Source organism: Aeromonas piscicola (assembly GCF_000820005.1).
Taxonomy (GTDB): domain Bacteria; phylum Pseudomonadota; class Gammaproteobacteria; order Enterobacterales; family Aeromonadaceae; genus Aeromonas; species Aeromonas piscicola.
The window spans coordinates 102,139-120,919 of sequence record NZ_CDBL01000055.1; the positions used below are offsets into that span (position 1 = coordinate 102,139).

The window sequence follows — 18,781 nt, forward strand, 5'->3', positions numbered from 1 at the left end:
TCTGTGCCATAGCGCCGCGCGTTCGAGCCTGCTCCGCGCCTGCGCCACGCGCTTCCCAGCGGGAAGCCCGAGTCAGCTGTTGTCGAGGATAAAACTATGTTGAGAATGATCGTTGCCATGGGGCTGACCCGCTGGCGTTACATCGGGTTGTGGATCTCCGTGCTGCTGACGGTGGCGAGCATAGCCGTGCTGGCCATCAACGGGCTGTCGCTCGGGCTCGACTTCACCGGCGGCATACTGCTGGAGTTTCGCATCCAGACCCTGAAAGAGGCCCATGAACTGAACGCCCTGCTGAGCGCCCCGCTGGCAGGGGCGGTCGAGCTGAGCGGCGCCGGCATCCCGGGGGAGTGGCTCATCAAGCTGCCACCCCACGAGCTGCCCTGGCCGGCCGAGGAGCTGGCTGTCATGCTGGGTCAACAGCTCAACTTGCCGGTGGAGCTGCTGCGCACCACCATAGTCGGCCCTCAGGTGGGTGCCGAACTGTTCCAGCAGGGGATGCTGGCGGTGCTGGTGGCGTCGCTCGCCATCTCCGCCTACCTGGCGGTGCGCTTCGAGTGGCGTCAGGCCATCGCCATCCTGGTGTCTGTGCTGCACGACGGCCTGGTGGCCATGGGGTTGCTGGCGCTGTTCAACATCGAGTTTGACCTCAACGTGATCGCCGGCCTGATGGCGGTGATCGGCTATTCCCTCAACGACAGCATCGTCATCTCGGACCGGTTGCGGGACATCTTGAGCTCACGCACCAAGCTCTCCATCCATGACTGCTCGGACGTGGCGATCAAGGCGACCTTCAGCCGCACCATGATCACCTCGGGCACCACCCTGTTCACCGTGGGCGCCCTGCTGCTGTTCGGCGGCGATGCCCTCTACGGCTTCGCCTTCACCCTGTTTGCCGGCATCCTGGTGGGGACCATCTCCTCCATCACGGTCGCCTCCACCGTGCAGGAGCTGCTGGGTCTCTCGCCCCAGGCCTACCAAAAGAAAGAGGAGGAGCTGGCAGAGGCGGCGTGATGCCCCTTGTCCACTCCCTGCATGCAAAACGGGCCCATCGGGCCCGTTTTTTTGTCTCTGCGGCTGGCCTAGAAACCGGAGCCCGGTTGCTGCAAAAATTCGGCCTCCTCCGGCGTGCTGGTGCGACCAAGTATGGCGTTGCGGTGAGGGAAGCGGCCAAAGCGTTCGATGATCAGCTGATGGCGGCGGGCAAAATCGGCGAAGCCCTCGAAGGTGGCCTGCGCCGGACCGCCGGCCTGCTCGGCCGCCAGCGCCTCGAACAGGGTCACGCTGCGGACTTGCTGCTCGCGTGATTCGGCATGCTCCAGCGGCAGGTAGAAGAAGACCCGTGCCAGCGGCGAGAGCGCCTTGTCTGCCCCCAGCGACAAGCCCTTCAGACAGAGATCCCGGGCCAGCGGGTCCTGGGCAAAGGCGCCGGGCGTGGCGCGATGGATATTGCGTGGCAGTTGATCCAGCAGCAGGATCAGCGCCAGCCGGCCGACGGGCACCTCGGCCCAGTGGGCCAGAGAGCCGGTGGCGGCGGCTTCAGCCAGCGCCCCAAAGCGGCTGGCTATCAGCGTATCGGTTTCGCTGCTTTTTCCCCACCAGAGCGGGGCTTGCCGTTTGGCGCGGGTGGCGTCGTCGGCGTCATCGCCAAACCAGAAATCGAGCAGAGATTGCCAGGGTTGCATGGGAACTCCTTGAGCCGGGTGGATCGGGGTGAAACAAGGCCAATTGACCCTGATGTGGTTGCGGCCTAACGGACGGCTTCTCGTTACACTGTGCCATCTTTTGCCTGAAATAAGGACCCCCTTCTTGCCGGCCTCCGCGTGTGGCATCTATCCGGTGTGCTGGCCGAGCTTTGGTGCAACAAGCTTATTCTGATGCCTGCCGCCATCGCTGCCAGTGTGGTTGCCAAGACCGAAGACAGTCTGGGTGAAACCGACGCGCTGGGCGAGAGTTAGCCGGCCAAGGCCTGATCACAACGTCATGAAAAATAAACAACAACGGCCCGCCAAAGCGGGCCGTTGTTGTTTATGTGTCGTCTACACTGCTAGATAGTTTACATCTGGAGTGTATGGTTATGAATATTGCTCGTCGGCTTCAACTGATAGCTCTGTTGGTTATCCTTGCCCTCATTTTTCTCAGCTGGTTCAGTATCAACCGCCTCGATTCGGCCAACCGGGATCTGGGTTATGTAACGGACAATACGGTGCCAAGTATTACTCTTATCAAGGAGGTACAGGCCGATTTCTATGAATTGCATTCGCTGGTGCAAACCCATGTGCTCAATACCGACACCGGCAAGATGCAGCAGATCGAAACGGACATCTCCGATAGACGGGGACAGATCAATTCACTGCTGGACAAATATAAAGGCGAGCTGCTCTCCAACGATGAAGATCGGCGCCTGACCGACGATGACCAGCGGATTGTCGCGCAATATTATCAGGAGATAGACAAGGTTCTGCTGCTGTCGCGCCAAAACAAGAACGAGGAAGCCAGAGATATGCTGGCGGCGGAGGCCATCAAGCTGTATCAGCAGTTCGCCAAGGCGATAGCGCTCCATGTCACCTTCAATATCGATTTAGGGTTGGCACTCAAGGCGCAAGGCAAGGAGAACTACGACAACAGTCTGGAAACCCTGATCTTTATTGCCGGTGGTACCGGATTGTTAACTTTGGGATTATTTACTTGGCTATTCATGCAGGTTGCCAGCCCGCTACGCACTGCCATGGATACCCTCACCCGGATCCAGCGCGAGCTCAATTTTACCCTCAGAGCCGATGTCAAACAGCAAGATGAGATTGGCCTGACCCTCAATGCCGTAAATCGTCTGCTCGATACGTTGCAGCAAACATTCACCGAGTTTTCCGTCGGCAGTTTGCAGATCAAGAGCACAGCCGAGTCACTCTCCCAGGCGGCACAACACCTTGCCAGCTCGGCCAGTCAGGCAAATGATGCCACAAGTCTGATCGCAGCTGGCGTCGAAGAGATGACGGTCAGTATCACAGATATCTCACAACGCACTCAGGAGACGAGCCGCATTACCAATGAGTCAGGCCAGCTAGCAACTGAAGGTGGCAAGACCATAGATCGCACCGTCCGAGCTATTAACGAGATTGCTGACTCCATCAGGCAGGCTTCTGCAGAGGTGATTGCGTTGGGTGAGGGAATTTCGCGGATTGGTGGCGTGGTCAGCGTGATCCGCGATGTGGCGGGGCAAACCAATTTACTGGCGCTGAATGCGGCCATTGAGGCGGCGAGGGCCGGTGAGTCCGGTCGTGGCTTTGCCGTGGTGGCGGATGAGGTGCGCAAGCTGGCAGAGCGTACGGCGCAATCCACTCAGGAGATATCAGCCACGGTAGAGGCGATCCAGCAGGAATCCAATAATACGGTATCCCGCATGAATCTGGTGGAGGAGAAGGTGAGCCAGGGGGTTGCCATGGCGACGGAGAGCGGCGCCATTATCTCCGAAATCAGGAGTGCATCGCACCGTGTGATGGAGCAGGTGGGCGAGATCACCAATGCGATCCGCGAGCAGAGTGCCGCCGCAGAGTCGATTGCCCATCAGGTGGAGAATATTGCCCAAGTCGTGCAGCAGACCAGCAGCACCGCCGAAGAGACCTCGGCAGCCGCCGAGGAGCTCAATGTCACCACTGAGAGCATCCATCAGCAGATATCCCGCTACCGTATTCAGTAAATCCAACTTGCCGTTATCTACCTTCTCTCCCCGTCAGTCATCTGGCGGGGATTTTTATATGGCGCGTTTTAGAAACCGGAGCCCGGTTACTGCAACAACCGGCCTCTTCCGGCGTGCTGGTGCGACCCAGGATGGCGTTGCGATGGGGGAAGCGGCCAAAGCGTTCGATGATCACCTGATGGCGACGGGCGAAATCGGCGAAGTCCTCGAAGGTGGCCTGCGCCGGACTGCCGGACTGCTCGGCCGCCAGCGCCTCGAACAGGGTCATGTTGTGGACTTGCTGCTCTCGCGATTCGGCGTGCTCCAGCGGCAGGTAGAAGAAGACCCGTGCCAGCGGCGAGAGGCCTTGTTTGCCCCCAGAGCGACAAGCCCTTCAGGCAGAGAGCCCGGGCCTGCGGGCCAGAGTGCCGCTGGCGGCGTCATCGCCAAACCAGAAATCGAGCAGAGATTGCCAGGGTTGCATGGGAACTCTTTGAGCCGGGGGGCTCGGGCTGAAACAAGGCCAATTGACCCTGATGTGGTTGCTGCCTAACGGACGGCTTCTCGTTACACTGTGCCATCTTTTAACCCCCCTCTGATCGGCATTCGCCTGTGGCGTCTGCCCGGCGAGATTGCCTGCGTGCCCGAGGGGATGTTTTCACTGATATGAGGAATGCCTGATATGGCCGGAACCAGTTTGTTGGCCCTGCTCGATGATATTGCCAGCGTGCTCGATGACGTGGCGCTGATGACCAAGGTTGCTGCCAAGAAGACGGCCGGCGTGCTGGGGGACGATCTCGCCCTCAATGCCGAGCAGGTTTCCGGCGTGCGGGCAGAGCGGGAGCTGCCTGTGGTGTGGGCGGTGGCCAAGGGGTCGTTTCGCAACAAGCTCATTCTGGTGCCTGCCGCCATCGCCATCAGTGCCCTGGTGCCCTGGCTCATCACCCCCTTGCTGATGCTGGGGGGCGCCTACCTCTGCTTCGAGGGAGCGGAGAAGCTGGCCCACAAGTTTCTGCCCCACGAGGCGGCAGAAGGTGAGCCGAGCAGTCAGGTTGTTCCCGACGATCTGGTGGCCTTCGAGCAGCAGAAGATAAAGGGGGGCATTCGCACCGACTTTATCCTCTCTGCCGAGATCATCGTCATCGCGCTCGGCACTGTGCAGGGCAGCAGCCTGGGCCTGCAGATCTCTGTGGTGGCGGGCATTGCCCTGCTGATGACGGTGGGGGTCTATGGGCTGGTGGGACTTATCGTCAAACTCGACGACATAGGTCTGCACCTGCTGCAAAAGTCTGACGGCAGCGCCTTGCGCCGCGCAGTCGGGCAGGGGCTGCTGGTGACTGCGCCCCGATTGATGCACCTGCTGGCGCTGGTGGGGACCATCGCCATGTTCATGGTGGGTGGCGGTATTCTGGTGCACGGCTGGCCCTTTGCCCATCACCTCGTTGAAGAGGCGGCGGGAGCCCTTGCCACCTTGCCATCCGTGGGCGCCGTGCTGGCTGCGGTGACGCCGACCCTGCTCAACGCCGTGGCCGGTGTGGTGGCGGGCATGGCGCTGGTGCTGGCCATGACTCTGGTGAGCAAACTCAAACCCGCCAAATAACTGCGGCCTGTCCACTGTTTGTACACGGCCGGCAGAGGCCGCCGGACAGTTGATTGTTCGTCTTGTTTGTTGACTCGGATGGGGGCTGTGCAAGTGCCGGCTCCCTTCGTACTATCGGCAGTGGCACTCGCCCACAGAGGCGGGGCCACCCGACATGGATGCAAACAAACAAGGACAGTTATGAACCTACCCGTTTGGCTGGATGATCACATCTATGCCGCCCCCGATTGCCCGGCGATCGACGCCGATTTTCATCAGGCCCGCCATACGCTGACGACCTTGAGTCAATTGCTGGACGAACTCCCTCAAACCACGGACGTCAATGGCTTGCGCCACCTGCTGCGGGCCATCAGATCCTGCTGGACCGACGTGAACCGGTTGGTGTGGAACAGCCAGACTTATGCCTACAACCGGCTCAGTCGCAATGGTTGCGACGAAGCGGCCAAGGTGCTGCTCTGCCGTGGCCAGCAGTTGCAGGCGACCCTGGCTCAGCTCAGCAAGCCGGTAACCCTGTTCTGGGCAAGCGCCCCCGAGGGGCAGGTGCGGGCCCTGTTGCAGGATCCCGAGCTGTTCGAGCTTGCCTACCTCATTCGTCACGACAGGCGTCAGCAGGATCAACAGCTGTCGCTCGAGAGCGAGCAGCTGATCGAAGGATTGGGAGTGGATGGACTGCAAGGCTGGGGGGATCTCTACGACAGTCTGGTGGGCCGGCTCAGGCCCGTGGTGGACGAAGAGCCCATGGGACTGGCCCAGGCGGACAATCTGCTGGCCCACCCGGTTCGGGCGCGCCGTGCCAGCGCCTGGTACGGCATTCAGGCCGCCTGGCAGGCAGAGCAGGAGACGGTAGCCGCCATCCTCAATGCCATCAATGGCTGGCGCAACGAGCTCGCCGCACAGCGTGGCAAGACGCGTCGGCTCGATGCGCTGGATGTCTCCTGCCATCAGAGCCATATCGAGCGCGCCACCCTGGATACCCTGATGGCCGAGGCTCACGCCCACAAAGCGCTGGGACGGCGAGCCCTGCGCGCCATGGCCAGCGCCCGGCAGATCAGCGATTTTGCCCCCTGGGATCTCTATGCCCCTGCGCCCGCCGAGACCCCGGCCCTGCTCAGCTTCGAGCAGGCGCTGACTCTGGTGGCCGATGCCTTCGCCGGGTTTGACCCCGAAATGGGGGCCTTTGCCCGCATGATGGCCGAGAAGGGCTGGATTGATGCGGCCCCCAGCGCAAACAGGCGCAGCGGTGCCTACAGCACCGAATATGCCTATCCTCCCGAGCCTCGGGTGTTTCTCACCTTCGAGGGCACCATGGACAACCTCATCACCCTGGCCCACGAGCTCGGGCACGCCTGGCACAGCTGGCTGTTGCGGGACTTGCCGCTGGAGCAGCGCGACTACCCCAAGACGCTGGCGGAGACCGCCTCCCTGTTTGCCGAAACCCTGGTGCGCGATGCCCTGTTTGCCGCCACCGACAACATGGAGCAGCGCAGAGCCATCGCCTGGCTGGACGGGGAGCGTGCCGCCAGCCTGCTGCTCGACGTTCCGGCCCGCTTCACCTTCGAGCGGGCCCTGGTGGCGGCGCGGGAGCAGTGCTATGTGGGGGCAAGCCAGCTGCGGCAGATGATGAAATCCGCGCAGCAGCAGTGGTATGGTGACACCCTCAGCCAGTACGACGAGCTGTTCTGGGCCAGCAAGGGCCACTTCTCCATCACCGAGCTCGGCTTTTACAACTATCCCTACCTGTTCGGCTATCTGTTCAGCCTGGGGCTCTATGCCCAGAAGGAGCGGGCCGGGGGCGATTTTGCCCACGCCTATCGCGCGTTGCTCACCGACACGGGCCGCATGAGCGCCGAGGATCTGGTGGAGAAACACCTGGGGGTCGACATTCGCGAACCCGCCTTCTGGCAGGAGAGCCTGCGCTATGTGGAGGAGGCGGTCGACCGCCTCGAGCGACTGGTGTGACGGGCTGGCCCGTCTATCGCATTGGCTGATCAGACCGGCCGTTCGGGGGCGCCCCGGCGGCCCCTGTTTCTTTCGTGGCGGGCCCGCAGCGGCCCGGCCACGCGCATTTCACCCCGGGCAGCCTCTGCCCCTGATATTGATGACGAGCGTTTGATGCAGCAACGAATTTACCCACAGCAGTGGCACAACCAGCATATCTATCCCGCCCTTGATTGCCCCGAGCTGGAAGCGGACATGAGCCTGGCCCGAGCCAACCTCGCCGAGCTTGCCAGTTTTATCGACGGTCTTGAGCAGGTATTGGGCAATACTGACGCCTTGCCCGATTTTTTGCGCGAAGTACGCCTGCGGGCCCAGCGGATCCGCAATATCGGCTGGAACGTCGCCATACTGGCGGCCTGCAAGGGCAGTCAGGATGCCCGCGATGTGCTCGCCAAGCAGCTGGCTTCCCGCGCCCGCGCCCTCAACGCCGATCTGTTCAAGACCCTGGCCCCGGTGGAAGATCTGATGCTGGGACTGCCCGAGCCCGAGTTTGAGCGGCTGATGCTGGATCCCTCGCTCGGAGAAGAGGATTACCGGCTGCGCCATGAGCGCCGCTTGCAGGATCAGCGCCTGCCGGTGGAGGCCGAGCAGCTGGTGATTGGGCTTGGCACCGACGGGTTGCACGCCTGGGGCAACCTCTACAACGATCTGGTGGGCAAGATCCGCCTCGTTATCGATGGTCGCGAGATGGGGCTAGCCGAGGCGAGCAATCTGCTATCCAGCCCAATACGGGCCCTGCGCCGCGAGGCCTTTGATGCCATCAGCGCTGGCTGGGAAGGGGAGCAGGAGACGGTGGCCGCCATCCTCAATGCCCTCAACGGCTGGCGACTTGAACTGGCGCGCCAGCGCGGCAAGCAGCGTGTGCTTGATGCGCTGGATCTCTCCTGCCATCAGAGTCACATAGAGCGCACCACCCTGGATACCCTCATGGCCGAGACCTATAACGCCCGGGGTCTGGGCCAGCGGGCGCTGGGGCTGATGGCCCGGCAGCTTGGCATTACAGATCCGGGGCCGGAGGACTTGTTTGCACCGCCTCCGGCGGCTAGCAGTCGAGAGATCCCGTTTGAAGAGGCGATCGAGATCATAGCCGCGGCCTTTGCCCGCTTCGATCCCGAGATGGGGGAGTTTGCCCGCATGATGGCCGAGAAGGGCTGGATTGATGCGGCGCCCACCCCGAACCGGCGTACCGGTGCCTACTGCACCAAGTTTGCCGAGCCGGTGGAGCCAAGGGTCTTCATCACCTATGCCGGCACCATGGACAACGTCATCACGCTCGCCCACGAGCTAGGTCACGCCTGGCACAACTGGCTCATTCGCGATCTGCCCATGAGCCAGCGCAGCTACCCCATGACGCTGGCGGAGACCGCCTCCATCTTTGCCGAAACCCTGGTGCGCAGCGCCCTGTTCGAACAGGCGCAGACGCCGGAGCAGCAGCAGGCCATCGCCTGGGCCGAAGCCGACGGTGCCGCCACCTTCCTGGTCAACATTCCGGCCCGCTTCGATTTCGAGCAGGCGCTGGTGGCTGCCCGTGGACAGGGCTATGTGTCGGCACAGCGGCTCAAGACGATGACGGACGAAGCCTGGGGCCGCTGGTATGAGGAGAGTCTGGTGCGTTATCACCCTCTGTTCTGGGCGGCCAAGGCGCATTTTTCCATCGCCGGGCTCGGTTTTTACAACTACCCCTACCTGTTTGGCTATCTGTTCAGCCTGGGGGTCTATCAGCAGTTGATGAGCCGTCAGGCGGCAGGGGAAACGAATGTGGCCGAGGCTTATCGTGCCCTGCTGCGCGATACCGGCCGCATGAGCGCCGAAGATCTGGTGGCAAAACACCTGGGTCAGGATATCCGTGAGGCTGCCTTCTGGCAGGGCAGCATGGCGCTGGTGGCGGCGGCGGTGGATCGCTTCGAGCAGACCTGCGGCTAAGGGAACTCTGGCACGTGAAGGCGCCGCCGGGCAGTGTATCTGCCCGGCGGCTTTTTTATGGCCGGGGGTCGACTGGCCGAACCGGGCCCACCAGCAAGGGGCGGGGCTGGTGGCTAAGATCCGGCTGGTAGCCGTTGAAGAAGAGGTTCAGCAGCACCGAGCTCAGGGTCGCCAGCAGGATACCGCTGTGCAGCAGTGGCTGCAGCGCGGCGGGAAAGTGCTGAAAGAAGTGGCCGGAGACGGTGGGGATCATGCCTATTCCCAAGCTGATGGCGACTATGTAGAGGTTGTGACGGTTGCTGTTGTAATCGGCCCGCGCCAGGATGCGAATGCCGGTGGCCAGCACCATGCCGAACATGACGATGCCGGCGCCGCCGAGCACGAAGGGGGGAATGGAGGCGACCATCAGCGACATCTTGGGGATCAGGCCAAAGGCGAGCAGTATCCCCCCCGACATGACGCAGACCCAGCGGCTCGATACCCCGGTCACGCTCACCAGCCCGATATTCTGGGAAAACGAGGTGTGGGGAAAACTGTTGAAGATGCCGCCAATCACGGTTCCTATACCATCCACCCGCAGCCCCCGCACTATGTCGCCCCGGCTGGCCGGGTGACCGACTATGTCGCCGAGGGCCAGAAACATCCCCATGGATTCGATGAAGGTGATCAGCATGATGACGGTGAGGGTGGCGATGGAGATGGGATCGAAGGTGGGCCAGCCGAAGGCGAAGGGGACTATGGGGGCAAACCAGGCGGCCTCATCCAGGCCGGTCAGGTTCACCTCGCCCATGCCGATGGCCACTCCGAAGCCGAACAGTATGCCGAGCAGTACTGAGATGTTGCTGAAAAAGCCCTTGGTGAAGCGGGTCACCAGCAAGATGAAGGCGAGCACCAGGAAGCTGGTGCCTATGTAGCGCAGGCTGCCGTACTCGGGATTGCCCTTGCCCCCCGCCATCCAGTCGATCCCCACCTGCATGATGCTGATCCCGATGGAGGTGATGACCACACCTGTCACCACGGTCGGGAAGAGCGGCATCAGGCGGCCGACCAGGGGCACCAGCAGGGTGGAGATGACCCCGGCGGCTATGGTGGCACCGAAGATGCCGGTCAGCCCCAGATCCGGGTTGGCGCCTATGGCCAGCATGGGCATGACGGCGGCGAAGGTGACCGACATGATGACCGGCAGCCGGATCCCGGCAAACCGGCCGATCCCCAGACACTGCAGCAGGGTGACGATACCGCAGCAGAACAGATCCGAGCTGATGAGATAAGAGATTTGATCCTTGGGCAGCCCCAGACTGCCGCCTATCACCAGCGGCACCGCCACGGCGCCTGCGTACATCACCAGCACATGTTGCAAACCCAGGGTAAAGAGCTGGCCAGGGGGGAGCATGCGTTCCACTTCATCGACGGTGCGGCGCGTGGTCGTCCCGGGGGGATTGGTCTGGTTCATGAATACCTCACTCCTTGCGGCCCGACCGGCACGGCCGGGCAAAATGGGACTGGCTGCACCGTTCATGGAACCCGCGATGGGCTGGGCAGGGAGTGAACGCTGATCCTGTATGCGTTCAGGCATGGTCGGCGTGGATGGCCGCCCCGGGTGCGCACCCATGGAGGCTGATACTGCACAAAACGTGCGCAATAGGGCGTGCTGGCTTGGTGGTGATGCGCCTGCTGGCGGTTTTGTGGACGGGATCACAGGGTTGGAAAGCCGTGGCTGGGCAATCGTTTGCTGGCCCGCGGGACGGGCTCTCACATTGGTAGCCGGCGTATCATTTCTGCCTGGCGGGCTCTCACTTTGATACTCGCGCGGGGGAAAGGCCCCCTCAATCTGGTTTCATCCGCAACAGGAGGCGTGATCCAAAGCAAGAAAGTGGGATGTTTTGGTGGCGCAGGGCCCCGCCGCTGGGGTAGGTTCGATAGAACCGACACAGTTTTTGAGGTCTTGTCCATGATCATCTATCTGCATGGTTTTGATGCCACCAGCCCCGGCAATCATGAAAAAGTGCTGCAGTTGCAGTTTATCGATGATGATGTGCGTTTCGTGCACTACAGCACGGTTCATCCCCGTCATGACATGAGCCATCTGCTCAAGGAAGTGAAGAAGCAGCTCGACATGAGCACGGACCCCAAGCCCCTCATCTGCGGGGTGGGGCTGGGAGGCTACTGGAGCGAGCGGATCGGCTTCCTGTGCGGTATCAAGCAGGTGATTTTCAATCCCAATCTGCACCCCGAGATCACCATGCAGGGCAAGATAGACAGACCGGAAGAGTACGAGGATATAGGCACCAAATGTGTGTCTGAATTTCGTAGTAAAAATTCAGGAAATTGCCTCTGCATCCTTTCCGTTCAGGATGAAATCCGCGATAATGGCGAAACTGAGCGTGAATTGAAGAATTATTACAACATCGTGTGGGATGAGCGAGAGACTCACAAGTTCAAGAACATCTCTCATCACCTGCAACAGATGAAGGCTTTCAAGGAAGCCTGATTGATCGTCACGTCATGGATTCAACTATCAAGGGAGCCGATGGCTCCCTTCGCTTTAATGGAACCGAGGTAATTAACCATGACCAATATTGTTGTCGTCGGCGGCGGGGCCGGCGGTCTGGAGCTGGCCACCAGCCTGGGCCGCAAACTGGGCAAGAAAAACAAGGCCAAGATCACTCTGGTCGATCGCAACCGTACCCACCTGTGGAAACCCCTGCTGCACGAAGTAGCTACCGGCTCCATGGATGCGGGCATCGATGCCCTGAGCTACCAGTCCCATGCCAAGAACCACGGTTTCGATTTCCAGCTGGGCAGCCTGACTGACATCAAGCGCGACGAAAAGCGCATCGTGCTGGGGAAGATCGTCGACGAGAACGGCGACATAGTGGTGCATGAGCGGGAGGTGGCGTACGACATCCTGGTGATGGCGATCGGTTCCGTGTCCAACGACTTCAACACCAAGGGCATCAAGGATCACTGCATCTTCCTGGACAGCCCCTCCCAGGCGCACCGCTTCCACAACAGCATGATGAACCGTTTCCTGCAGTTCGCCACCGAATACCAGCCCGGTGACAAGGTGAAGATCGCCATCGTCGGCGGTGGCGCCACTGGTGTCGAGCTCTCTGCCGAGCTCTACAACGCGGTGGAGCAGCTCTATGCCTACGGCTTCAAGAACCTCACCACAGAGAGCCTGAAGGTGAGCCTGGTGGAAGCGGGCCCCCGCATTCTGCCGGCGCTGCCGGAGCGCATCAGTGGCGCTGCTCATCAGGAACTGGTCAAACTGGGGGTGGATGTGCGTACCGCCACCATGATCACCGAAGCCACCAGCGATGGGCTGCACACCAAGGATGGGGAGCTCATCGAAGCTGATCTCATGGTGTGGGCTGCCGGCATCAAGGCGCCGGATTTCATGAAGGATATCGCCGGCCTTGAAACCAACCGCATCAACCAGCTGGTAGTGAAAGAGACACTGCAAACCAGCCGTGACGAGAACATCTTCGTCATCGGTGACTGCGCTGCCTGCCCGCAGCCGGATGGCAAATTCGTGCCGCCGCGCGCCCAGTCCGCCCACCAGATGGCGACCCAGGCGTGCAAGAACATCCTGGCCAAGTTGGAAGGGGGCGAGATGAAGCCCTACCTCTATCACGATCACGGCTCGCTGGTCTCTTTGAGTCGCTTCTCCACCGTGGGCAGCCTGATGGGCAACCTGATGCGCGGCTCCATGATGGTGGAAGGCTACATAGCTCGCATGGTGTACATCTCGCTCTATCGGATGCACCAGGTCGCCCTGCACGGCTACATCAAGACGGGTCTCATCATGCTGGTGGGCCGCATCAACCGGGTGCTGCGCCCGACCCTGAAGCTGCACTAAGCCGCTTGGGGCAAACGTGCCGGGGCGGCAATGGCCCCGCGCACCATGAAAAAGGAGAGGCCAAGGCCTCTCCTTTTTTGTTTCAGGGGTATCAGGAGGCGTCCACCTGCAGGGTGCGCACCTCGGTGAGGGCGGCGGTGAAGAAGAGCCGCGCCAGCTCCGGATCCCCTTGCCCGGCATCGCGGGCGACGTTGGCAATATCGCCGCCGAGCAGGGTGATGGTGTTGCCGACCTTGCTCACCCGATCGATGAGGGAACCGAATTGCTGGGAGAATGTCGTCGTCTGGCCGAGAAAGCCTTGCTGACGCTGGCTCTGCCCCTCAATCTGGTTCACCTGTCCTTCCAGACTGTTCACCTTGTTCTGGGTTTGCGTCAGGGTGACGGCCAGGGCGATGAGGCCCGGCAGCCCCAGCAATCCCAGCCCCAGCAGGTAGAGCTTTTTCTTGTTGAGGGAGTCCAGCTCCTGACGGGCCCCGGCCAGGTTGGATTGCAGCCCGGCTATGGTGGCTTGCAGCTCCACGCCGATCCGCTGCAACGCTATGTTGTCCTGCACGATGCGCTCGTTGGCTGTCTGGCTGGCGGTCAGGGTCTGGGCGGTCAGCGTCTGGATGGGGGTGATCTCCTGCTGGACCAGATCGACGAACGCCTTGAGCGCCTCTGGGTTGAAAGGGCCGGTATTGGCCAGCTGTTGCGTCAGTTGCACCTCCAGGCGCGCACCAAACGCCAGGACCTGCTGCTGCATGGTTTGCACCTGGGGCAGCAGCGCCGCGACCACCTCCTCGACGTTCTGCTGGATGTTGACGGCGTTTTGCGGCAGACCGGTGAAGGACTGAATGACGGCTTCGGCCTGCTGCATGTTGGCAATGGATTGAGAAAGAATACCGTTGCTCATGGGCTCTCCTTGATAGAAGAGGGCGGCCTGGCCGCCCTCCCGTGGTTTAGGCGGCCAGACGGCCGACGAAATCGGCTATGGTGGCGGTTGCGGGCACTTGCATGGGGCTGACGCCGGCCATCTGAGCCTTGATGGTGTTCACGTCGACGAGCACCGTCTTCACTGTGGTGTCGGCGGCGGTCAACCAGAGCTGGCGGATGTCGTCGCCGCTGGTGATGCCCTTGTCCAAATCCGTGATCAGGCTGCCGAGATCCGAGGTCAGGGCGTCCCAGGCATTGCTCATCTGGGTCGCGGCATTGACCGCGTTTTGGGCCTGTACCTGGAGCCCTTTATAACCATTGCCGATCTGGGTGGCGATCAGTACCTCGCTGTTGAGATTGCTGCGCTTTTGGTACAGGTCCTGGCGGGCGCCCAGCGAGTTGTGCAGCACGATGGAGCCTGCGGTGATACCGGCGGCACCTGCCACCATCATGGCGACCCCACCTATTACCACAGGCGTCGAGGTGCCTGCGGTGACGAAGTCGGCCACTGCGCCTATGGCAGTGACGAAGGCACCGCCAATCACCAGCAAGCCCCCAACCACTATGCCGGCGATGGCGCCATCGATGGCCGCGTTGATCTTGTCGATGTCACCGTTGAGCTGAGCCAGCACCCCGTTGTCACCCTGCACCTTGCTGTTGAGGTTCACCACAATGCCCTGGAAGTTGCGGGAGTCGGTGATCAGATTGTTGTTGAGATCCAGGATAATAAGACGGGTGTCGGAGGATACCTTGTGGTACTCGGTGGCCTGTTCTTTGATAACGTTCAGCTGCCTGAGCCACTGGGCCTTGGTGGAACCGGGAGGGAGCACGGTCGGGATGGCATTTTGCAGGGCGTAATAGTTGGAGATGTTGCTGATGTTGGTGATGATCTGTGGCTGGATCTGATTGAGGTACAGGTCTGCATGCCCTTTGGCGACGTCCAGTCCCTGGTTGATCTGGGTCTGATTATCCTTGAGATTCGGGAACTGGCTGAAGTCCACAGACACCTGTTGTTTGACGCTGTTGCAATAGGTCTGGATCTGCAGCGCCTGACCGGCCTGACCGGCCATGCTCTGATCCATGGAAATGGTTGCATTTATCATGTCTATCGTCCTTTTGTGGTGGGGGTTAAGCGTCGGGCAGGACGCCGTTGCCGGCATAGGCGGTCTTGATGTCATTCACCTGATCGGAGAGCAGTTGCCAGGATTGGGTATTCAGCGCCAGGGTGCGCCTGAGCAGACGCACATCGCCGTCGTTGCTGAGGTCGGCCACCACGGGTACGGCGTTCTGATAGGCGTCGGCCACCTTCTGCCAGCCCGAGGGCAGGCCTGTGATCGCCCTGGCTACCGTCTCGTAGGTGCTGACAAACAGCTGGTTTTGGGCCTGCACCGACTTTGCGACCGTCAGCATGGCGTTGGTTTCGGCCAGCGCCTGGTAGGCCTGGGCCAGTTTCTGGGTATTGGCCTTGAGCTCCTTGGCCGCTAGGCTGGCACCGGCTATGCCGGATGACAGGGCCTGGATACCGGATATCATGTATTGGGTCTGCTGGTCTGACCCCTTGGTCGAGCCTGGGTTAGCGGCAGGCTTGCCAGCGGGTTTTTCCTCCAGCGCCAGCGAGGTCACGATAGCGTGGCCCAGTTGGCTGACACCGTCACCGGCCTTGCCACCCTCGTCGACAATGGCCTGAATGTTTGCCGCTATGGCCTGGTTCAATGCATCTATGGCCTTGGCCTGGCGCTGGGCGTCGGCGATCAGATCCTGTTCGAGCTGAGTGATCACCCCCAGGAAGTTGTCCATCAGGGGACGCAGCGAACCCCAGGCGATCTGAACCCGGGTGTTGAGCGTCTGGGCCAAGAGCCGGTAACTCCGGGCCTGATCGGCCAGCGAGGTCAGCTGTTCTGCCAGCTTGGCCCGCCCGGTCAGCACGGCCGCATCGTCATCCTGGCCGAGCAAGCGGTTGAAGGCCGCGACCAGGGCGTAGAAATTCGAGCCATAGCTCATCAGATGGATAAGGCCAGGCAGGTTGTCTTGCTGGTAGTAGCGCGCCTGGTTGAGCATCTGGGCCTGGTAGGCCTCAATCTTGACTGCCAGGGATGAGTCGAGCTCGCTCCTGGCCAGGGACTGCTGCATCAGCAGCAGATTGGCATAGCTTTGGTTGAGCAGGGCCGGCGAGGCCGCAGACAGGTAGGCTGCCAGCAGGCCTTGATCTCCAAGATCCAGTGTGGTGATTGTGGTCATGGCGTGGCCTCCGCACCGGCTTCGGCGAGGTGGCTTGCGTGGAAATGTACCCGCGTTGAAGGGGTGGGATGAGGTGGTCGGGTGTCGAGCTGCATCATGATGCTGTCCTCGTGACGAAGTGGGTCAGTCTCCGGCGTAGGGCCGGGACAGACTCACCCTATGGAAAGGCGAAACGGGTCGCAACTGACAATTATATCACTTGATGTTTGAGCCAGAACGGCTAATGAGGGATCTTTTGGAGCTTGTTGTGCCGGTTGACCTGCGTTGTCTCCCTGACTTGACACCAGCAGGATCCAGCCAGCCGACGCTCTATGGATCCTGCCTTTTCAAGCACCAACAGCAATGATCCAACAGACACGCATCGAGTCAGTTTTCTTGCCTGGAAACTATCGCTGTTTTAGGCTGTTTCCCCGGTACAATCGATAAGGAAACCAAGATGATCCTCTCAACCACCCCCACCCTGGAAGGCAAGACCATTCGTGAATATCGCGGCATCGTGGTTGGCGAAGCTATTCTCGGCGCCAACATCTTCAAAGATCTCTTTGCCGGGATCCGCGACATCATAGGCGGCCGCTCCGGCGCCTACGAAAAAGAGCTGGCCCGCGCCCGCGAGATTGCCTTCGATGAGCTCAAAGAACGCGCCTCCGCCTTGGGTGCCAACGCCGTGGTTGGCATCGATATCGACTACGAGGTGGTGGGGCAAAATGGCAGCATGCTGATGGTCAGCATCAGTGGCACCGCCGTGGTGGTCTGATCCCTTGAATAAACTGAAAAACCGGCAACCGTCTGCCGGTTTTTCAGTTTCTGTGCCCCGGCATGGGGGGGCGACCGATCCTCTGCCTGCTCTTGATGGCCATGCTCTAGACGTAGTGCGGCTCACGCCTGCCATACTTAAAGCAAGATAGGACGGTCTGGAGATCAATCATGTTCCATGTTCGCTGGTTATTGTTGTGGTGCTGGCTGGGCAGTGCCATGGGGGCAAGCATTCAGGCGGTGACAGAGGATCTTCCCCCTTACAACTACCGGGATAGGGATGGTCAGGTCACCGGGCTCTCGGTGGATATGTTGCACCGAATGCTGGATGTCAGCGGCATCACGCTCGACAGCAAGGGGATACAACTCCTGCCCTGGGCGCGGGCCTATCAGATGGCGCAGTATGATCCCAATACCGTCATCTTCAGCATAATACGGCTCCCGGAGCGCGAGGCACTCTTCCATTGGGTGGGGCCAATCGGTCCTCGTACCCTCTGGTTTTATCGCCTGGCAAACCGTGACGATGTAGTGGCCAGTCAGCTGGCCGAGCTGGCTTCCTGGCGGATTGCCGTGGTGCGCGACTCGGCGATGGTCCGTGAGCTGTCGGGAAAAGGGCTCAATCTGGTATTGGTACATGACGAGGATGATAAATTTCGGATGATGTTGCGCGGGAGGGCGGACGTTGCCCCTGCCATGCAGATGGGCGCCGCCTATCACATAGAGACATTGGGGCATCACTACTCGGATTTTGTTCCCATGTTCCAGTTTCAGGAGACCAAGCTGTTCTACTTTGCCTTCAGTCGTGACACGGATGGCGCAACCATCAAGCGACTGCAAACGGCGCTCGATCAGATGCGAGCGGATGGTTCCTACGATGAGATCACCCAGAAATGGGTGCGCCGCTTCTGGGTTAAACCGACTAGCGAGTGAATTGCCGCCGCTGGTGGACGAGACCCTGTCGGGCTTTCGCCAGATCTGCCAGGCCGGTGGCACCGTCGTGCCTCATACGTTGCCGACCCCGGTGCCACGGTGGCCAATATTCAGATCGATGGCAAGGAGCAGGTGTGGGTCAACGGGGTCAAGGTGAAAGCCAAGCGCACCGACGGCGCACTGCAATTTCGTCAGGCCACCATTCTCTACACCTTGCAGGGGGACCCGCGTATTCGCAATGAGAGCGACTGGAATGACAGCGATGCCCAGAATAGCGGCCCCATCACGTTGGAGTAACGGGCGCGCGGTTTGACGCGTATCTTGCTGATGAAAAAAGCAGACACCGCTTGCCCGGTGTCTGCTTTTGTTGTCTCTGGAGGGCCAAAGGATTAGCCCGCCCCTTGGCGCGACGGCCGGATCAGACCCCGATGATGGTATTGGCCTCCCCATACCAGTCCAGCTTGTCGGCCAGAGTGACCACGGAGCCGATGATGATAAGGCTCGGGCTCCTGACTCGCTGGGCCAGTTCGGCCAGCTGCTGCAGCTCGCCGCGCACCACCCGCTGGCTGAGCCGGGTGCCTTGTTCCACCAGTGCCACCGGGGTGTGGCCGGGCATGCCGTGGGTTTGCAGCTCATCCTGAATGCGACCGGCATGGGCCAGCCCCATGTAGAAGACCAGGGTCTGGCGGGGCGCTGCCAGCGCCGACCACTCCTGAGCGATATTCCCCTCCTTGTCGTGGCCGGTGATGAACTGCACCCGCTGGGCGTGATCACGGTGGGTGAGGGGAATGCCGCTGTAGGCGGCGCAGCCTGAGGCCGCCGTGATGCCCGGTACCACCGAGAAGGGGATCCCCGCCTCGGCCAGGGTCTCCAGCTCCTCGCCGCCCCGGCC

Annotated in this window: 16 protein-coding genes and 2 pseudogenes; 11 read left to right on the plus strand and 7 right to left on the minus strand. The window is 61.0% G+C overall.

Translation table 11 applies throughout. The features are described from left to right. Nucleotides 1-96: 96 nt before the first annotated feature. Nucleotides 97-1,011 carry a protein translocase subunit SecF gene (gene secF / locus BN1128_RS13780; protein ID WP_209428573.1) on the plus strand — a complete coding sequence of 305 codons (915 nt, stop codon included), beginning with the start codon at nucleotides 97-99 and terminating at the stop codon, nucleotides 1,009-1,011. Nucleotides 1,012-1,079: 68 nt separating this feature from the next. On the opposite strand, the gene BN1128_RS13785 is transcribed toward secF, so the two are convergent. Next, nucleotides 1,080-1,682, minus strand: a complete 603-nt coding sequence (locus tag BN1128_RS13785) for a DUF924 family protein (protein WP_042869715.1) — start codon at nucleotides 1,680-1,682, stop codon at nucleotides 1,080-1,082. 138 nt (nucleotides 1,683-1,820) lie between these two features. Between BN1128_RS13785 and BN1128_RS26445 the strand changes: the two genes are divergently transcribed. Beyond that, on the plus strand, nucleotides 1,821-1,955 hold the full coding sequence (locus tag BN1128_RS26445; RefSeq protein WP_276325065.1) for a hypothetical protein: 135 nt from the start codon (nucleotides 1,821-1,823) through the stop codon (nucleotides 1,953-1,955). A 119-nt stretch (nucleotides 1,956-2,074) separates the two neighbouring features. Then, nucleotides 2,075-3,694, plus strand: coding sequence for a methyl-accepting chemotaxis protein (locus BN1128_RS13790; RefSeq protein WP_042869717.1), 1,620 nt, complete (start codon nucleotides 2,075-2,077; stop codon nucleotides 3,692-3,694). Between the two features lie 68 nt (nucleotides 3,695-3,762). Here the strand turns inward: BN1128_RS13790 and BN1128_RS13795 are convergent. Beyond that, nucleotides 3,763-4,089: pseudogene (locus BN1128_RS13795) on the minus strand (DUF924 family protein); the annotation flags it as partial. Nucleotides 4,090-4,355: 266 nt separating this feature from the next. Between BN1128_RS13795 and BN1128_RS13800 the strand changes: the two are divergent. From BN1128_RS13800 to BN1128_RS13810, 3 genes are all read left to right on the plus strand, one after another. Further along, nucleotides 4,356-5,273 (plus strand): DUF808 domain-containing protein, encoded by a 918-nt coding sequence (locus tag BN1128_RS13800; RefSeq protein WP_042869719.1) that lies wholly within the window; start codon nucleotides 4,356-4,358, stop codon nucleotides 5,271-5,273. A gap of 180 nt (nucleotides 5,274-5,453) precedes the next feature. Further along, complete coding sequence (locus BN1128_RS13805) at nucleotides 5,454-7,232, plus strand: M3 family oligoendopeptidase (RefSeq protein WP_042869722.1); 1,779 nt, start codon at nucleotides 5,454-5,456, stop codon at nucleotides 7,230-7,232. 153 nt (nucleotides 7,233-7,385) lie between these two features. Further along, entirely contained in the window at nucleotides 7,386-9,194 is a 1,809-nt protein-coding gene (locus BN1128_RS13810; RefSeq protein ID WP_042869723.1) for a M3 family oligoendopeptidase, read from the plus strand. 55 nt (nucleotides 9,195-9,249) lie between these two features. Here BN1128_RS13810 and BN1128_RS13815 read toward each other — a convergent pair whose 3' ends face one another. Beyond that, nucleotides 9,250-10,647 carry a nucleobase:cation symporter-2 family protein gene (locus BN1128_RS13815; RefSeq protein WP_042869725.1) on the minus strand — a complete coding sequence of 466 codons (1,398 nt, stop codon included), beginning with the start codon at nucleotides 10,645-10,647 and terminating at the stop codon, nucleotides 9,250-9,252. Between the two features lie 498 nt (nucleotides 10,648-11,145). Between BN1128_RS13815 and ycfP the strand changes: the two genes are divergently transcribed. Next, nucleotides 11,146-11,685: an alpha/beta hydrolase YcfP gene (gene ycfP / locus BN1128_RS13820; protein ID WP_042869727.1), complete on the plus strand. Its 540-nt coding sequence runs from the start codon at nucleotides 11,146-11,148 to the stop codon at nucleotides 11,683-11,685. Between the two features lie 78 nt (nucleotides 11,686-11,763). After that, complete coding sequence (locus tag BN1128_RS13825) at nucleotides 11,764-13,056, plus strand: NAD(P)/FAD-dependent oxidoreductase (RefSeq protein WP_042869729.1); 1,293 nt, start codon at nucleotides 11,764-11,766, stop codon at nucleotides 13,054-13,056. A 91-nt stretch (nucleotides 13,057-13,147) separates the two neighbouring features. Here the strand turns inward: BN1128_RS13825 and BN1128_RS13830 are convergent, their stop codons facing one another. From BN1128_RS13830 to BN1128_RS13840, 3 genes are read right to left on the minus strand one after another with little or no spacing between them, the layout of a single operon-like run. After that, nucleotides 13,148-13,948: a hypothetical protein gene (locus tag BN1128_RS13830; RefSeq protein WP_042869731.1), complete on the minus strand. Its 801-nt coding sequence runs from the start codon at nucleotides 13,946-13,948 to the stop codon at nucleotides 13,148-13,150. 46 nt (nucleotides 13,949-13,994) lie between these two features. Further along, complete coding sequence (locus BN1128_RS13835; RefSeq protein WP_042869733.1) at nucleotides 13,995-15,071, minus strand: HBL/NHE enterotoxin family protein; 1,077 nt, start codon at nucleotides 15,069-15,071, stop codon at nucleotides 13,995-13,997. Nucleotides 15,072-15,096: 25 nt separating this feature from the next. Further along, nucleotides 15,097-16,206, minus strand: coding sequence for a hypothetical protein (locus tag BN1128_RS13840; protein ID WP_042869735.1), 1,110 nt, complete (start codon nucleotides 16,204-16,206; stop codon nucleotides 15,097-15,099). Between the two features lie 436 nt (nucleotides 16,207-16,642). Here BN1128_RS13840 and BN1128_RS13845 point away from each other — a divergent pair, with 436 nt between their 5' ends. The 3 genes and pseudogenes from BN1128_RS13845 to BN1128_RS13855 all read left to right on the plus strand — a co-directional run. Next, on the plus strand, nucleotides 16,643-16,960 hold the full coding sequence (locus tag BN1128_RS13845; protein WP_042869736.1) for a heavy metal-binding domain-containing protein: 318 nt from the start codon (nucleotides 16,643-16,645) through the stop codon (nucleotides 16,958-16,960). Nucleotides 16,961-17,130: 170 nt separating this feature from the next. Further along, nucleotides 17,131-17,889 carry a substrate-binding periplasmic protein gene (locus BN1128_RS13850; protein ID WP_042869738.1) on the plus strand — a complete coding sequence of 253 codons (759 nt, stop codon included), beginning with the start codon at nucleotides 17,131-17,133 and terminating at the stop codon, nucleotides 17,887-17,889. An 87-nt stretch (nucleotides 17,890-17,976) separates the two neighbouring features. After that, nucleotides 17,977-18,186, plus strand: a pseudogene (locus BN1128_RS13855) (hypothetical protein); the annotation flags it as partial. 121 nt (nucleotides 18,187-18,307) lie between these two features. Here the strand turns inward: BN1128_RS13855 and BN1128_RS13860 are convergent. Next, nucleotides 18,308-18,781: SAM-dependent methyltransferase (locus BN1128_RS13860; protein WP_042869740.1), on the minus strand; the 474-nt coding region annotated here is incomplete at its 5' end.

Bases quoted from the DNA above. Each gene is read 5' to 3' on its own strand.
- BN1128_RS13845 (WP_042869736.1), top strand. From the start codon at position 16,643: ATGATCCTCTCAACCACCCCCACCCTGGAAGGCAAGACCATTCGTGAA.
- ycfP (WP_042869727.1), top strand. From the start codon at position 11,146: ATGATCATCTATCTGCATGGTTTTGATGCCACCAGCCCCGGCAATCAT.
- BN1128_RS13790 (WP_042869717.1), top strand. From the start codon at position 2,075: ATGAATATTGCTCGTCGGCTTCAACTGATAGCTCTGTTGGTTATCCTT.
- BN1128_RS13835 (WP_042869733.1), bottom strand. From the start codon at position 15,071: ATGATAAATGCAACCATTTCCATGGATCAGAGCATGGCCGGTCAGGCC.
- BN1128_RS13785 (WP_042869715.1), bottom strand. From the start codon at position 1,682: ATGCAACCCTGGCAATCTCTGCTCGATTTCTGGTTTGGCGATGACGCC.
- BN1128_RS13810 (WP_042869723.1), top strand. From the start codon at position 7,386: ATGCAGCAACGAATTTACCCACAGCAGTGGCACAACCAGCATATCTAT.
- secF (WP_209428573.1), top strand. From the start codon at position 97: ATGTTGAGAATGATCGTTGCCATGGGGCTGACCCGCTGGCGTTACATC.
- BN1128_RS13815 (WP_042869725.1), bottom strand. From the start codon at position 10,647: ATGAACCAGACCAATCCCCCCGGGACGACCACGCGCCGCACCGTCGAT.
- BN1128_RS13830 (WP_042869731.1), bottom strand. From the start codon at position 13,948: ATGAGCAACGGTATTCTTTCTCAATCCATTGCCAACATGCAGCAGGCC.
- BN1128_RS13800 (WP_042869719.1), top strand. From the start codon at position 4,356: ATGGCCGGAACCAGTTTGTTGGCCCTGCTCGATGATATTGCCAGCGTG.
- BN1128_RS13840 (WP_042869735.1), bottom strand. From the start codon at position 16,206: ATGACCACAATCACCACACTGGATCTTGGAGATCAAGGCCTGCTGGCA.
- BN1128_RS13825 (WP_042869729.1), top strand. From the start codon at position 11,764: ATGACCAATATTGTTGTCGTCGGCGGCGGGGCCGGCGGTCTGGAGCTG.
- BN1128_RS13850 (WP_042869738.1), top strand. From the start codon at position 17,131: ATGTTCCATGTTCGCTGGTTATTGTTGTGGTGCTGGCTGGGCAGTGCC.
- BN1128_RS13805 (WP_042869722.1), top strand. From the start codon at position 5,454: ATGAACCTACCCGTTTGGCTGGATGATCACATCTATGCCGCCCCCGAT.